The sequence below is a fragment of the Streptomyces sp. SID9727 genome (assembly GCF_010550605.1).
Taxonomy (GTDB): domain Bacteria; phylum Actinomycetota; class Actinomycetes; order Streptomycetales; family Streptomycetaceae; genus Streptomyces.
Map to the genome: position 1 here is coordinate 1 of NZ_JAAGNI010000249.1, position 14,157 is coordinate 14,157.

Genomic DNA, 14,157 nt, shown 5'->3' on the forward strand with positions numbered 1-14,157 from the left:
AGACGCCGGCCCCCGCCGAGGAGCCCGCGCCCGAGGCGGCGGTGCCCGAGGAGCCCGCATCCGAGGCCGCCCCCGACGCACCCGCTCCCCCCGACGACGGCCGGTTCACCGTACGGCTGGCGAACTTCGAGGGGCCCTTCGACCTGCTCCTCCAGCTGATCTCCAAGCACAAGCTGGATGTGACCGAGGTCGCCCTGTCCAAGGTCACCGACGAGTTCATGGCCCACATCCGGGCGATGGGCCCCGACTGGGACCTGGACCAGACGACCGAGTTCCTGGTGGTCGCCGCGACCCTCCTCGACCTGAAGGCCGCCCGGCTGCTCCCCGCGGCCGAGGTGGAGGACGAGGCGGACCTCGCGCTCCTGGAGGCCAGGGACCTGCTCTTCGCGCGGCTCCTCCAGTACCGCGCGTACAAGCGGGTCGCCGACATCTTCAGCGGCCGGCTCGAAGCGGAGGGCCGCCGCTTCCCCCGTACCGTCGGCCTCGAACCGCACCACGCCGAGCTGCTGCCGGACGTCGTCATCAGCATCGGCGCCGAGGGCTTCGCCCGGCTGGCCGTGAAGGCGATGCAGCCGAAGCCCGCGCCGCAGGTGTACGTCGACCACATCCACGCCCCCCTGGTCAGCGTGCGCGAGCAGGCGGGCATCGTGGTCGCCCGAGTCCGTGAGGCGGGCGAGATCAGCTTCCGGGCGCTGACCGAGGACGCGCCGGACACCCTCACCGTCGTCGCCCGCTTCCTCGCCCTGCTGGAGCTGTACCGGGAGAAGGCCGTCGCCCTGGACCAGGACGTGGCGCTCGGCGAGCTGATGGTGCGGTGGGCCGGCGAGGCGGGGGCCGAGCCCGTGGTGACGGACGAATTCGACCAGGAGGCCCCGGACGCCCCGGACGGCCCCGAGACCCCGGAGGACGAGACGCCGTGAGCGAACAGGACCCCACCGGCTCTGCGGTCGCGGACCTCGCCCTCAAGCCCGCCCTGGAGGCCGTCCTCATGGTGGTGGACGAGCCCGCCACCGAGGAACACCTCGCCAAGGTGCTGGAGCGCCCCCGGCGGGCCGTGGCCGCCGCGCTGCGGGAGCTGGCGGAGGAGTACACCGGGCAGCGGCGCGGCTTCGACCTGCGGCTCGTCGCGGGCGGCTGGCGGTTCTACACCCGCCCCGAGTACGCGGCGGCGGTGGAGGGCTTCGTCCTGGACGGCCAGCACGCCCGGCTGACCCAGGCGGCACTGGAGACCCTGGCGGTGGTCGCGTACCGGCAGCCGGTGAGCCGGTCGCGGGTCTCGGCGGTGCGCGGGGTGAACTGCGACGGGGTCATGCGGACCCTGCTCCAGAGGGGCCTGGTCGAGGAGGCGGGCACGGAACCCGAAACAGGTGCGATCCTGTACAGGACGACGAACTACTTTCTGGAGCGGATGGGCCTGCGTGGCCTGGATGAGCTCCCGGAGCTCGCGCCCTTCCTCCCCGAGGCGGACGCGATCGAGGCCGAGACGCCAGAGGGTGTGCCGTCGTTCGATCCGGACGCACCGGACACCCCGGAAACTCACGCAGACGACAAGACGGACTTTTGATGCGAAGCAGTGGCAGGAACAGCGGTAGCGGCGGCGGCAGGAGCGGCGGCAGCGGCGGGGGCCGGAGCGGCAGGAACAACAGCGGCACCGGCAGGAACAGCAACCCGAACGCGCGGACCCCCCGCTCGGAGCGCGAGGACCGCCGGAACGAGGAGCGCCCCCGCAAGCCCAGGCCCGAGGAGCGCCGCTACGACGTGGGCTCCGACAAGCCCGGCACCGACGGCGGTGCCCGCAAGGGCCGCGGCGCCGCGGCCCGGGGCGGCGCCAAGGGCGGTCCGAAGAGCCCCCAGGGCGGCGCGAAGGGCGGCGCCCGGCGCGGTCCGTACGGCGCTCCGGCGCGCCCGCGCGAGCTCGACGCCAAGATCGAGCAGCGCAACCGCGACCGGTACGCGAACAAGCCCGAGATCAGGACCCCCAAGACGCACCCGGGCGCCGAGCAGGAGGGCGAGCGGCTGCAGAAGGTCCTGGCCCGCGCCGGCATGGGCTCGCGCCGCGCCTGCGAGGAGCTGATCGACCAGCGCAGGGTCGAGGTGAACGGCGAGATCGTCACCGAGCAGGGCCTGCGCGTCGACGTGCACAAGGACGAGATCAAGGTCGACGGGCTGACCGTCGCCACCCAGTCCTACCTGTTCTTCGCGCTGAACAAGCCGGCCGGTGTCGTCGCCTCCATGGAGGACCCGGACGGGCGCCAGTGCCTCGGCGACTACGTCACCAACCGCGAGACGCGGCTCTTCCACGTCGGCCGGCTGGACACCGAGACCGAGGGCATCATCATGCTCACCAACCACGGCGAGCTGGCCCACCGTCTCACCCACCCCAGGTACGGCGTGAAGAAGACGTACCTGGCGGCCATCCAGGGCCCCCTCCCGCGCGACCTGGGCAAGCGGCTCAAGGACGGCATCCAGCTGGAGGACGGGTACGCCCGCGCCGACCACTTCCGCGTCGTGGAGAACACCGGCAAGAACTACCTGGTCGAGGTGACCCTGCACGAGGGCCGCAAGCACATCGTGCGCCGCATGCTGGCCGAGGCGGGCTTCCCCGTCGACCGGCTCGTGCGCACGGGCTTCGGTCCGATCGCGCTGGGCGACCAGAAGTCGGGCTGGCTGCGCCGGCTCACCAACACCGAGGTGGGCATGCTGATGCGCGAGGTCGGCCTGTAGCCCGCCCCTCGCAGCGCTCGAAGGCCCGCGGCCGGTTCCCCGGAATGTCCCGGAGGGGAACCGGCCGCGGGCCTTTCGCACGCCCCGCCGACCCTTTATAGTCACAGTGACTATTAAGGAGGCGGGCGTGAGTCTCGCGGACATACTCGATCCCCTGCAGCAGCCCCTGGTGACGGTCCTGGACACCCCGGTCAGCTGGACCGAGGTGCTGGGCTTCGGCAGCGGCGCGCTCTGCGTCTGGCTCGTGGCCCGCCAGCACCTCGCCAACTGGCCGATCGGCATCGCCAACAACGTCTTCTTCATCCTGCTGTTCACCCAGTCCGGCCTGTACGCCGACGCCGGACTCCAGATCGTCTTCATCGCCCTCGCCGCGTACGGCTGGTGGACCTGGACCCACGGGGGTGGACCAGGGACCGACGGGCTGCCGGTGCGGCGCACCACGCGCACCGAGTGGGCCTGGCTGCTCGCGGCGGGGGCGGTGGGGACCGGCGCGCTGACCGTCCTGCTCGACCGGGCGACCGACTCGACCGTTCCGTTCTGGGACGCGCTCACGACCGCGCTCTCGCTCGCGGCGACCTACGGGCAGTGCCGCAAGCTGGTCGAGTCCTGGTGGCTGTGGATCGCCGCCGACCTCGTGTACATCCCGCTGTACGCGTACAAGGAGCTGTACCTGACCTCGCTGCTGTACGTCGGCTTCCTGACGCTGTGCCTGACCGGCCTGCGCAACTGGCGCCGCGACCTGACCGCAGCCGACCCCGCGAAGGCCCTGGCATGAAGCGCTATCCGCACGGACTCGTGCTCGGCAAGTTCTACCCGCCGCACGCCGGCCACCACCACCTCGTCCGCACCGCCGCCGCCCGCTGCGAACGGCTGACCGTCCTGGTCTGCGCCGCGTCGGTGGAGTCCGTCCCGCTCGCCGACCGGGTCGACTGGATGCGGCAGGCGCACCCGGATGTGACGGTCGTGGGCGCGGTGGACGACACGCGCATGGACCTGCACGACCCGGCGATCTGGGACGCCCACATGGCCGTCTTCACGGGGGCGGTGCCCGAGCGGGTGGACGCCGTCTTCACCTCGGAGCCGTACGGGGACGAGCTGGCCCGCCGCTTCGGCGCCGAGTCCGTCTGCGTCGACCCGGACCGCACGGCGTACCCGGTCTCCGGCACCGCCGTCCGCGCGGACCCGGCCGGCTGCTGGGGCTTCCTCGAAGCGCCCGTGCGGGCGGCGCTCGCCCGCCGCGTCGTCGTCCTCGGCGCGGAGTCCACCGGCACCACCACGCTGGCCCGGGCGCTCGCCGCCCACTACCGGCAGCGCGGCGGGGTCTGGGCGCAGACGGCGTACGTGGCCGAGTACGGACGCGAGTTCAGCGAACGGAAGCTGGCCGAGCTGCGCGAGCGGTGGCCCCGGGCGCAGTGGGAGGACGTCACCTTCTCCACCCACGACTTCCCGCACATCGCCGAGGTCCAGAACGCCCGCGAGGAGGAGGCCGCCCGCACCGGCTCCCCGGTGCTCGTCTGCGACACGGACTCCTTCGCGACGACCGTCTGGCACGAGCGGTACGTGGGCGGGCGCAACCCCCTCGTCGAGCGCGTCGCCGACCGTTCCCGCCACCACCTGTGGCTGCTCACGGACCACGAGGGCGTCGCCTTCGAGGACGACGGGCTCCGCGACGGCGAGGAGCTGCGCCCCTGGATGACCGACCGGTTCCGGGCCGAGCTCACCCGTACCGGCCGGACCTTCATCGAGGTGACCGGCAGCCCCGAGGCGCGCCTCGCCCGCGCCGTCGAGGCCGTGGACGCGCTGCTCGCCGAGGGCTGGGACTTCGCCGCGCCCCTCCCGGAGCGCCGATGAGCGCCGCCCCCGAGGGCTACGACCCAAGGGCCTTCGCACCGTTCGCGGTCACCGTGGACCTGGCGGTCTTCACGGTCCGCGAGTCCCGGCTGCACGTCCTGCTGGTCGAGCGCGGCGCGGAGCCGTACCAGGGCCACTGGGCGCTCCCCGGCGGCTTCCTGCTGCCCCGGGAGTCCGCGGGGGCCGCCGCCCGCCGCGAGCTGGCCGAGGAGACCGGGCTGAGCGACGACACCGTCTCCGGCCTCCACCTGGAACAGCTGCGCACCTACAGCGACCCGGACCGCGATCCCCGGATGCGCGTCGTCTCCGTCGCCCACACCGCCCTGGTCCCGGACCTGCCCGAGCCACGCGGCGGCGGGGACGCGGCGGGTGCCCGCTGGTGGGACACCGCCCGGACCGGCACCCTCGCCTTCGACCACGACCGCATCCTCGCCGACGCCCGCGACCGGGTCGGCGCCAAGCTCGAATACACCTGCCTGGCCACCGCGTTCTGCCCGCCGCACTTCACCCTGGGCGAGCTGCAACAGGTCTACGAGACGGTCTGGGGCGTCGATCTCGACCGCCCCAACTTCCGCCGCAAGGTCCTCGCGACCCCGGGCTTCGTCGAGCCCGCCGAAGGCGCCCCCCGCCGCACCGGCGGCCGGGGCAAACCCGCCGCCCTGTACCGCGCGGGCGACGCCACCGCACTGCACCCTCCGCTGCTGCGACCCGAAGGACGACAGGCATGACCACGATCCGTACGAAGGGCGCCGTGACCGGCGCGCTGACCGGCCTCGCGCTCGGCGACGCGCTGGGGTTCCCCACCGAGTTCAACGATGTGCCGTCGATCCTCGCCAAGTGCGGCCCCTGGCGGGAGATGGAGCTGCCCACGCCCGCCGTCGTCACCGACGACACCCAGATGACCCTGGCCCTGGGCCGGGGCATCCGCACCGCCATGGACGGCGGGCCGCTCTCCCCCGAGCGGATGGCGGGCCCGGTGCGCGCCGAGTTCGTCGCCTGGTACCACTCGCCCGACAACAACCGCGCCCCCGGCCGCACCTGCCTGGAGGCCTGCGAACTCCTCGACGGCGACCGCGTCTGGCAGGAGGCGAGCCGGACCGGCTCCAAGGGCTGCGGCGCCAACATGCGCGTTGCGCCGGTCGGCCTGGTGCCCGGCCTCAGCGACGAACAGCGCGCCGGGGCGGCCCAGCTCCAGTCCGCCCTCACCCACGGCCACCCGACGGCCCTGGCCGCCTCGGACCTGACGGCCCGCGCGGTGTACCTGCTCGCCCAGGGCGCCGAACCCCTCGGCCTGATCGGCCGGCTGCGCTCCTACGCGTACGAGAACCGCGACCGCTACCTCACCCGGTGGCTCGGGGAGCTGTGGCGCCACACGCACGACGCCTCGCCCGAGGCGTTCATCGCCCGGGGCTGGGACGACTGCCTCGCCGCGCTGGAGACGGTGCAGGACGCCCTGCGGAACCCGTCCCCGGAGACCGACCCCTGCGAGGCGACCGGCGACGGCTGGATCGCCGAGGAGGCCCTCGCCACCGCCCTGCACTGCTTCCTGCTCTTCCCGGACGAACCCGTCACCGCCCTGCGCCGGGCCGCCTGCACCCGGGGCGACTCCGACTCGATCGCCTCCCTGACCGGCGCACTGTCCGGCGCCCACCTGGGCGCCACGGCCTGGCCCGCCGCATGGTCGGACCGGATCGAGTACCGGAGCGACCTGCTGTCGCTGGCGGCGCTCTGGGACGCTTGAGCGCGGGGGCGGGGCCCGCGCCCGGCTCTCAGCGCGCTGACGCCGCCGCCGACGCCCGGCGCGTGCGTACCAGGAAGTCCTCCACGCGCGCCCGGTCCGGCTCGGCGGGCAGGGGGGAGGCGGGGGCCACCTCGTCGTTCTCGGCGGCCAGGCGGGTCATGCGGCGCTCCACCTCGGGCCAGGGGACCTCGCCCCGCCTGACCGCGAGCAGGTCCTCGCGGGCCTCGCCCACCTCGATGTCCAGGACGCCGGTGCGCAGCAGGTCCCGGCAACTCGCCAGGAGCCGCAGCAGATGCATGGCGTGCTTCCAGCGCGGGGCGCCGTACTGGCGGACGTCCGCCTCCAGCTTCCGGCGCTGGGCCACGGCATAGCGTACGAACGAGTCGTGCGCCCGCCGGGAGAGGAACGCCCCGCGCAGGGCGAGCAGTTCCCGGCCGGTGCCGTCCACGTGGTCCACGAGCGGCGAGTGCAGGCACTCCAGCACGTTCGGGTTGGCGCGCAGGGCCAGCTCGCAGAAGCGTTCCAGCTCCCAGGAGAACTGCTCGTCCGCCGGGCCCTCGATGTGCGTGGGCGGCTTCTCGAAGCGCCAGAACAGCGGGGTGGGCGCGAGGAACACCCCCCGCCGGTCGGTGTCGCTGTCCTCCGTGGCGAGACCGAAGGCGCGCGACCCCATCACACAGGAGTAGACCGTGTGGCGGCGTACCAGGTCCTCGTCGGTCGGCGTGATCATGCCGGGAGGGTACGCGAGGGACGGGCGCGGGCGCGTCTCATAAAAAGGGCGGGCGGGCGCCGGACCCCGCCGCCCCTCTACGCTGATCGCGTACGCAAGAAGCGGTTCGGAACGAGCGAGGAGCACGACGTGGCGGTACGAGCGGTCCGGGGCGCCGTCCAGCTGGACCGGGACGAGACCGGGCACCTGCACGAGCGGGTCGGCGCCCTGCTCACCGCCGTGCTGGAGCGCAACGAACTCGTCGCGGACGACCTCATCAGCATCTGGTTCACGGCCACGCCCGACCTGCACAGCGACTTCCCGGCCGCCGCCGCGCGCTCCATCGGGATCGTCGACGTACCGCTGATCTGCGCCCAGGAACTGGACATCGAGGGGGCCATGCCCCGCGTGGTCCGGATCCCGGCGCACGTCGAGACCTATCTGCCCAAGGCCGAGATCAACCACGTCTACCTCGGCGCCACCGCCGCCCTGCGCAAGGACATCGCCCAGTGAGAACCGCCGTCGTCATCGGAACCGGCCTCGTCGGGACCTCCGCGGCCCTCGCCCTCGCGGGCCGGGGCGTCACCGTCCACCTGGTCGACCACGACCCCGAGTCCGCCAGGACCGCCGCCGCGCTCGGCGCCGGTACGGACGAGCCGCCCGAGGGACGGGTCGACCTGGCGGTCGTCGCCGTGCCGCCCTCCCACACCGCGACCGTGCTCGCCGCCGCCATGCGCGACGGCGTCGCCCGGGGCTACCTCGACGTCGCCAGCGTGAAGGGGGGCCCGCGCCGCGAGCTGGAGGCGCTGGGCGCCGACCTCACCCCGTACATCGGCACGCATCCCATGGCCGGCAAGGAGCGCTCCGGGCCGCTCGCCGCGACCGCCGACCTCTTCGAGGGGCGGCCCTGGGTGCTCACGCCGACCCGGGACACCGACACCGAGGTGCTGAACCTCGCGCTGGAGCTGGTCGCGCTGTGCCGGGCCGTCCCGGTCGTCATGGACGCCGACGCCCACGACCGGGCCGTCGCGCTCGTCTCGCACACCCCGCAGCTGATCTCCTCGATGGTCGCGGCGCGGCTCCAGGACGCCGACGAGAGCGCGGTCCGGCTGTGCGGGCAGGGGATCAGGGACGTGACCCGGATCGCGGCGTCCGACCCGCGCATGTGGGTGGAGATCCTGTCCGCCAACCCCGGTCCCGTCGCCGACGTCCTCGCGGGCGTCGCCGCCGACCTGGAGGAGACGGTCATCGCGCTGCGCGGGCTCCAGTCCGCCGACGGGGAGAAGCGGCGCGCGGGCACCGAGGGCATCCGCGACGTCCTGAGCCGGGGCAACGCGGGCCGGGTCCGGGTGCCCGGCAAGCACGGCGCCGCCCCGGCCGCGTACGAGACGGTCGCCGTCCTGATCAGCGACCGGCCCGGCGAGCTGGCCGCGATCTTCGCCGACGCCGGCCGGTCCGGGGTCAACATCGAGGACGTGCGCATCGAGCACGCCAGCGGCCAGCAGGCCGGTCTCGTCCAGCTCATGGTCGAGCCGAGTGCCGCCCCCGTCCTGGCGGCGGCCCTCCGCGAGCGGGGCTGGTCGATCCGTCAGTAGGACCGTGGGACACTGGGGGCCTTTCCTTTGGACCAGGCCGGGCTCGCGGGGCCTGGCACCGCACCTCGCGGCGTTGGCGTCAATCACCCACGCTCCTTCCCCGAGTTCTCGGCTGCGCTCGAACAAGGGGAGACCCCGTCTGCCTCGATCCTCCGCCTTGTGATGCACGGCACCAGGCCCCGCTCCCTGATCCGGCCTGTTCCAAAGGGAAGGCCCTGCCCGGTCGCACACTTGTCCACAGCGGTGACCGGACCCGCCCCCGCACTCGGTAACCTTGTGCGGGGCGGGTTCACGCGTCCCGTCCAGCCCGCCCCGAGCACCAGGAAGGTGTCCACCACCGTGGAAACCGTAAGCGCCGCCGTCCGGACCGCCCCGGCCGCAGTGATCGTCGCCATCGACGGCCCCTCCGGCACCGGCAAGTCCAGCACCTCCAAGGCCGTCGCCGCCCAGCTCGGCCTCAGCTACCTGGACACCGGCGCCCAGTACCGCGCCATCACCTGGTGGATGCTGAACAACGGCATCGACGTGCACGACGCCGCGCAGGTCGCGACCGCCGCCGCGAAGCCGGTCATCGTCTCCGGCACCGACCCCGCGGCCCCGACCATCACCGTCGACGGCGAGGACGCCTCCGGTCCGATCCGCACCCAGGAGGTCACCTCCAAGGTCAGCGCCGTCAGCGCCGTCCCCGAGGTGCGCACCCTGATCACCGAGCTCCAGCGCACCATCGCCGCCGAGGCCGAGAAGGGCATCGTCGTCGAGGGCCGCGACATCGGCACCACCGTGCTGCCCGACGCCGACATCAAGATCTTCCTCACCGCGTCGCCGGAGGCCCGTGCCGCCCGCCGCAGCGGCGAGGTCAAGGGCTCCGATCTCGCCGCCACCAAGGAGGCGCTGATCAAGCGGGACGCCGCCGACTCCGGCCGCAAGACCTCCCCGCTCGCCAAGGCGGCCGACGCGGTCGAGGTGGACACCACCGAGCTGACCCTCCAGCAGGTCATCGAGTGCGTCGTCACCCTCGTCGGGGAGAAGCGGGCCGCGAAGTGACCGACACCACGAGCGCGCCCTCGCCGCGTGGTGCGGCGGTCGGGCGCGGCATCGGGATCGGGCTGATGTACGGGCTCTTCAGACCCCGTGTCCTCGGTGCCTGGCGGGTCCCCGCCTCCGGACCCGTCATACTCGCGGTGAACCACTCGCACAACATCGACGGGCCGATGCTGATGGGCACCGCGCCCAGGCCCGTCCACTTCCTGATCAAGAAAGAGGCGTTCGTCGGCCCCCTGGACCCGTTCCTGCGCGGAATCGGGCAGCTGGAGGTGGACCGTACGACCGCCGACCGCACCGCCATCACCCGCGCGCTCGGCGTGCTGGAGGACGGCGGGGTGCTCGGGATCTTCCCCGAGGGCACCAGGGGCGACGGAGACTTCGCCTCGCTGCGGGCCGGGCTCGCGTACTTCGCGGTGCGCAGCGGGGCGCCGATCGTCCCCGTGGCCGTCCTGGGAAGCACCGAGCGCCGCGGACGGTTGATATCGGCACTGCCGCCGCTGCGCAGCCGCGTCGACGTCGTCTTCGGGGACGCTTTCCTGGCGGACGACGGCAGCGGCAGGCGTACGCGCAAGGCGCTCGACGAGGCCACGCTGCGCATCCGGGCCCGGCTCACCGGCCACCTGGAACACGCCGGGCGCCTCACCGGGCGCACCGGGTAAGACTTGAGTAGTGGACCGCGCGCTGAGTGGTCCATCGATGATGATGCAAAGAGGAACGGACTTCATGAACGACCAGATTCACTCCGGCGGCTCGGACCACGAGCACGGAGAGCTTGGCGATGCCGAGTACGCGGAGTTCATGGAGCTCGCCGCGCAGGAGGGGTTCGACCCCGAGGAGGTCGAGGGCGCGCTGGACGAGGCCGGTCACGGACCGCTCCCCGTCCTCGCCGTCGTCGGCCGGCCCAACGTCGGCAAGTCGACCCTGGTGAACCGGATCATCGGCCGCCGTGAGGCCGTCGTCCAGGACAAGCCGGGCGTCACCCGCGACCGCGTCACCTACGAGGCCGAGTGGGCCGGCCGCCGCTTCAAGGTGGTGGACACCGGCGGCTGGGAGCAGGACGTCCTCGGTCTGGACGCCTCCGTCGCCGCCCAGGCCGAGTACGCGATCGAGACCGCCGACGCGGTCGTCTTCGTCGTGGACTCCACCGTCGGCGCCACCGACACCGACGAGGCCGTCGTCAAGCTGCTGCGCCGGGCCGGCAAGCCCGTCGTGCTCTGCGCCAACAAGGTCGACGGGCAGAGCGGCGAGGCGGACGCCACCGCCCTCTGGTCGCTCGGCCTCGGCGAGCCGCACCCGGTCTCCTCGCTGCACGGCCGCGGCACCGGCGACATGCTGGACGCCGTCCTGGAGGCCCTGCCCGAGGCCCCGCCGCAGTCCTTCGGCACGGCCGTCGGCGGACCGCGCCGCATCGCGCTCATCGGCCGCCCGAACGTCGGCAAGTCCTCGCTGCTGAACAAGGTGGCCAACGAGGACCGCGTCGTCGTCAACGAGCTGGCGGGCACCACCCGTGACCCGGTCGACGAGCTCATCGAGCTGGGCGGCGTCACCTGGAAGTTCATCGACACCGCCGGCATCCGCCGCCGCGTCCACCTCCAGGAGGGCGCGGACTACTACGCGTCGCTGCGCACCGCCGCCGCCCTGGAGAAGGCCGAGGTCGCGGTCATCCTGATCGACTCCAGCGAGACGATCAGCGTCCAGGACCAGCGCATCGTGACCATGGCCGTGGAGGCGGGCCGCGCCGTCGTGCTCGCCTTCAACAAGTGGGACACGCTGGACGAGGAGCGCCGCTACTACCTGGAGCGCGAGATCGAGACGGAGCTCGCGCAGGTCGCGTGGGCCCCCCGGGTCAACGTCTCGGCCCGCACCGGCCGCCACATGGAGAAGCTGGTCCCGGCGATCGAGACCGCGCTCGACGGCTGGGAGACCCGCGTCCCGACCGGCCGGCTCAACGCCTTCCTGGGCGAGATCGTCGCCGCCCACCCGCACCCGGTCCGGGGCGGCAAGCAGCCCCGCATCCTGTTCGGCACCCAGGCGGGCACCAAGCCGCCGCGCTTCGTCCTCTTCGCCTCGGGCTTCCTGGAGCACGGCTACCGCCGCTTCGTGGAGCGCCGCCTGCGCGACGAGTTCGGCTTCGAGGGCACCCCGATCCACATCTCGGTCCGGGTCCGCGAGAAGCGGGGCCGCAAGAAGTAGCCGCGAGGAACGGCACGCGACAGCCCCGGAGCGCTCGGTCACCGAGCGGTCCGGGGCTGTCGCGTGCGGGAGGTCAGGCGTCCCGCGAGCCGGGCGGCAGCGCCGCGGGCCGGGCGCGCCCCGCATGGCGGCCCACCCGCTGCCATCCGCCGAGACTCCCGGAGCGGGCGCCCGTGCCGGAGCGGTCGCCCGGCGCCGTCACCGTGCCGCCGGGCGAGGAGTGGCCCGAGTGGCCGCGCAGCGGCGCGCGCGAGCCGAAGAGGCCGAGCGCCTGGAGGCCCAGACTCTCCTCGCCGGTCCTGTCCCCCGGCAGCGCCCGGAACGAGCGGCGGTACTCGGAGTACAGCGCGTCGTAGATCGGGGTGTGGGACGGGCCGCCCGAGGGGTCCTGCGCGGGACGCATGGCAGGGATCGGGCTCGGACGCTGGTGGGAGGGGTCGTATGAGTGCACGTAGGTGCCAACGACCCCGGCGGCCGTCGGATGCGGGCCCGCCGCGGAAACACATGTCGGGCAGACAACTGTTCGCCGCCGGCGCACCGGAAGCGCGGTCACGGTCAGGTCCCGGCGAGCGGCATGGCGGCGGAGACCAGCAGCCCGGCGGCCGACGCCTTCTCCAGCGCGTCGCGCAGCAGGTCCTCGCGGGGCTGCTGGCCGATGGAGCCCGCCGGGGCGGCGTAGACCAGCACGGTCTGGGACTTGTTGGCGGCGGTCCGCCAGCCCTCGGTGACCTGGAGCGGTGCGTGCGCCTGCCACCAGGCGACCGGGGTGCCGCCCCCCGTGCCCGGCTGGAGCACGGCGTGCAGCTGGCCCATGGCGAGCAGGATCGACCAGCCGTGCAGCACCTCCGGCACCTGCTCCATGCGGTGGACCGGCTGGAAGCCCTGTTCCAGGAGGAGCTGGAGGAACTGGTCGCCGTCCCGGCCGTCCGTCCCGGGGCGGGCGATCGCACCGGTCGGCTCGACGACCAGGGCCGGGTGGAGCTCGTCGTCGATCAGGACGAGACCGCTGGTGATGCCGAGGACGGCCTGCTCGGGGACGACCCGCCGCGGCTCGTCCCGGTCTCCGGCGGTGATGCTGCGGACGGCGCCCTGCAGCTGGTCCTCGGCGACCTGGACCACCTGCGAGGGGATGCAGCTGGCGTGCGCGAAGGCGAGCACGGCGGTCTCGTCGCCGACGAACAGCACCGTGCTGGTGCGCTCCTGCTCGGAGTCGCCGGGGGTGCGGCAGGAGGTGCAGTCGTAACTGCCCGGGGCGTTGTCGCCGACGAGCAGCCGGTCGGCTTCGGCGTCGCCGATCTCGGCGCGTACGTCCTCGCTGACGTCGAGCATGCGCGGCACGGGTGGCTCCTCGAACTCGGTACGTGCGCCGGGCGGTTCCCGGCTCAGAGATGACAACGGGCGAGCCGCTGCCGGGGTCACGCGGGAAGCCGTACGGAATCGGCCCGGGCGCGCCGGGAGGGTGGGGGATCGGCCGACAAAGGGGGAGAAAGCAGCCCGCCGGGACGGGTGTGGAGGGGCGGGCGCGGGGTAGGCGCGGGGTGCGGACCGCTGCCCGGCCGTACGCCGGAATGCGCGGACCCGGGTTGTCCGCTATACGGTCCCGCGGCCCCGGGCGGGCCCGTCCGATGGTATGCCCGTCGGCGCTCTGGGATAAGGGTGCGATAAGGGACGGTGAATTACCGGCGAAGCCCGCCTTCGCGGACCGTTTTCCCGAAGGGAATTCAGCCTCGCCCCGGGGCGGAAATCACGCTGGTTTTCCCGTCTTCCGGAAGCTGGTCCGATGATCGTTCACGGCCTGTGCGATTACTGTGCGTCCGGTTGTGAATCCCACGTTCGGGTGAAGGGGTCCGCGGGGGAGACGTGTCGGGATCCTGTGACACAAGCGTGACCGGTGAGCGACGTGAGGGTGCGGTGTGCCCGCGCGCGGGCCCCGCTACCGCCTCCGCGCCCGGGCGCCTACGGTGAGGGTATGGCACCCCTACCGACTCCCCCCGCCCAGCCCGACGACGCCTCCGACGCCTATGTGGGACTCTCCGCGCAGACCGCCGAACAACGCGCCCGGGAGCACGGCTGGTCCACCGTGCGGGCCCTGCCGCCGGGCACGGTCATCACCATGGAGTTCCAGGCGGGCCGGATCAACTTCGAGGTCGACGGCGGTGTCGTCAGGCGCTGCTGGACCGGCTGAGCCGTTCGTACCCGTACGCGTGAGGGGCCCCGACCGGACGTGGTCGGGGCCCCTCACGCGTACGCCGGGATCAGCCGCCGGCGACCGGCCGGGCCGGGGCCGCGCCTCCGCGCGG

General features: G+C 73.4%; 16 protein-coding genes. 13 read left to right on the forward strand and 3 right to left on the reverse strand.

Going from position 1 to position 14,157, the window contains the following annotated elements; all coding sequences use genetic code 11:
• Positions 1 to 41 precede the first annotated feature (41 nt).
• From G3I41_RS16170 to G3I41_RS16200, 7 genes are all read left to right on the forward strand, one after another.
• On the forward strand, positions 42 to 920 hold the full coding sequence (locus G3I41_RS16170) for a segregation/condensation protein A (protein WP_343242142.1): 879 nt from the start codon (positions 42 to 44) through the stop codon (positions 918 to 920).
• Positions 917 to 1,564 (forward strand): SMC-Scp complex subunit ScpB, encoded by a 648-nt coding sequence (gene scpB / locus G3I41_RS16175; RefSeq protein ID WP_164400922.1) that lies wholly within the window; start codon positions 917 to 919, stop codon positions 1,562 to 1,564. The genes G3I41_RS16170 and scpB overlap by 4 nt, the downstream gene beginning before the upstream one ends.
• Positions 1,564 to 2,724: a pseudouridine synthase gene (locus tag G3I41_RS16180; protein ID WP_164400923.1), complete on the forward strand. Its 1,161-nt coding sequence runs from the start codon at positions 1,564 to 1,566 to the stop codon at positions 2,722 to 2,724. Before scpB ends, G3I41_RS16180 begins: the two co-directional genes overlap by 1 nt.
• 127 nt (positions 2,725 to 2,851) lie before the next feature.
• Entirely contained in the window at positions 2,852 to 3,499 is a 648-nt protein-coding gene (pnuC, locus tag G3I41_RS16185; protein WP_164400924.1) for a nicotinamide riboside transporter PnuC, read from the forward strand.
• The gene (locus G3I41_RS16190) at positions 3,496 to 4,575 is read left to right on the forward strand and encodes an AAA family ATPase (protein WP_164400925.1); all 1,080 of its coding nucleotides are present in this window, start codon (positions 3,496 to 3,498) and stop codon (positions 4,573 to 4,575) included. The genes pnuC and G3I41_RS16190 overlap by 4 nt, the downstream gene beginning before the upstream one ends.
• Positions 4,572 to 5,303 carry an NUDIX domain-containing protein gene (locus tag G3I41_RS16195; protein ID WP_164400926.1) on the forward strand — a complete coding sequence of 244 codons (732 nt, stop codon included), beginning with the start codon at positions 4,572 to 4,574 and terminating at the stop codon, positions 5,301 to 5,303. Before G3I41_RS16190 ends, G3I41_RS16195 begins: the two co-directional genes overlap by 4 nt.
• Positions 5,300 to 6,316, forward strand: a complete 1,017-nt coding sequence (locus G3I41_RS16200; RefSeq protein ID WP_164400927.1) for an ADP-ribosylglycohydrolase family protein — start codon at positions 5,300 to 5,302, stop codon at positions 6,314 to 6,316. Before G3I41_RS16195 ends, G3I41_RS16200 begins: the two co-directional genes overlap by 4 nt.
• 28 nt (positions 6,317 to 6,344) lie before the next feature.
• On the opposite strand, the gene G3I41_RS16205 is transcribed toward G3I41_RS16200, so the two are convergent.
• Positions 6,345 to 7,046: a nucleotidyltransferase domain-containing protein gene (locus G3I41_RS16205; protein ID WP_164400928.1), complete on the reverse strand. Its 702-nt coding sequence runs from the start codon at positions 7,044 to 7,046 to the stop codon at positions 6,345 to 6,347.
• A gap of 129 nt (positions 7,047 to 7,175) precedes the next feature.
• On the opposite strand from G3I41_RS16205, the gene aroH reads away from it, so the two are divergent.
• From aroH to der, 5 genes are all read left to right on the forward strand, one after another.
• Positions 7,176 to 7,538 carry a chorismate mutase gene (gene aroH, locus G3I41_RS16210; protein WP_164400929.1) on the forward strand — a complete coding sequence of 121 codons (363 nt, stop codon included), beginning with the start codon at positions 7,176 to 7,178 and terminating at the stop codon, positions 7,536 to 7,538.
• Positions 7,535 to 8,620, forward strand: coding sequence for a prephenate dehydrogenase (locus tag G3I41_RS16215; protein WP_164400930.1), 1,086 nt, complete (start codon positions 7,535 to 7,537; stop codon positions 8,618 to 8,620). The genes aroH and G3I41_RS16215 overlap by 4 nt, the downstream gene beginning before the upstream one ends.
• Positions 8,621 to 8,947: 327 nt before the next feature.
• Positions 8,948 to 9,664, forward strand: a complete 717-nt coding sequence (cmk, locus tag G3I41_RS16220; protein WP_164400931.1) for a (d)CMP kinase — start codon at positions 8,948 to 8,950, stop codon at positions 9,662 to 9,664.
• Complete coding sequence (locus G3I41_RS16225; protein ID WP_164400932.1) at positions 9,661 to 10,323, forward strand: lysophospholipid acyltransferase family protein; 663 nt, start codon at positions 9,661 to 9,663, stop codon at positions 10,321 to 10,323. The genes cmk and G3I41_RS16225 overlap by 4 nt, the downstream gene beginning before the upstream one ends.
• A gap of 64 nt (positions 10,324 to 10,387) precedes the next feature.
• Positions 10,388 to 11,857, forward strand: a complete 1,470-nt coding sequence (der, locus tag G3I41_RS16230; RefSeq protein ID WP_164400933.1) for a ribosome biogenesis GTPase Der — start codon at positions 10,388 to 10,390, stop codon at positions 11,855 to 11,857.
• Positions 11,858 to 11,930: 73 nt separating this feature from the next.
• Here der and G3I41_RS16235 read toward each other — a convergent pair whose 3' ends face one another.
• Both G3I41_RS16235 and G3I41_RS16240 read right to left on the reverse strand, forming a co-directional pair.
• Positions 11,931 to 12,260 carry a hypothetical protein gene (locus G3I41_RS16235; protein WP_164400934.1) on the reverse strand — a complete coding sequence of 110 codons (330 nt, stop codon included), beginning with the start codon at positions 12,258 to 12,260 and terminating at the stop codon, positions 11,931 to 11,933.
• Between the two features lie 152 nt (positions 12,261 to 12,412).
• Complete coding sequence (locus G3I41_RS16240) at positions 12,413 to 13,195, reverse strand: hypothetical protein (protein ID WP_164400935.1); 783 nt, start codon at positions 13,193 to 13,195, stop codon at positions 12,413 to 12,415.
• A gap of 631 nt (positions 13,196 to 13,826) precedes the next feature.
• Here G3I41_RS16240 and G3I41_RS16245 point away from each other — a divergent pair.
• A complete protein-coding gene (locus G3I41_RS16245; protein ID WP_164400936.1) occupies positions 13,827 to 14,042 on the forward strand; it encodes an I78 family peptidase inhibitor in 216 nt (71 codons plus the stop codon).
• Positions 14,043 to 14,157: the final 115 nt, after the last annotated feature.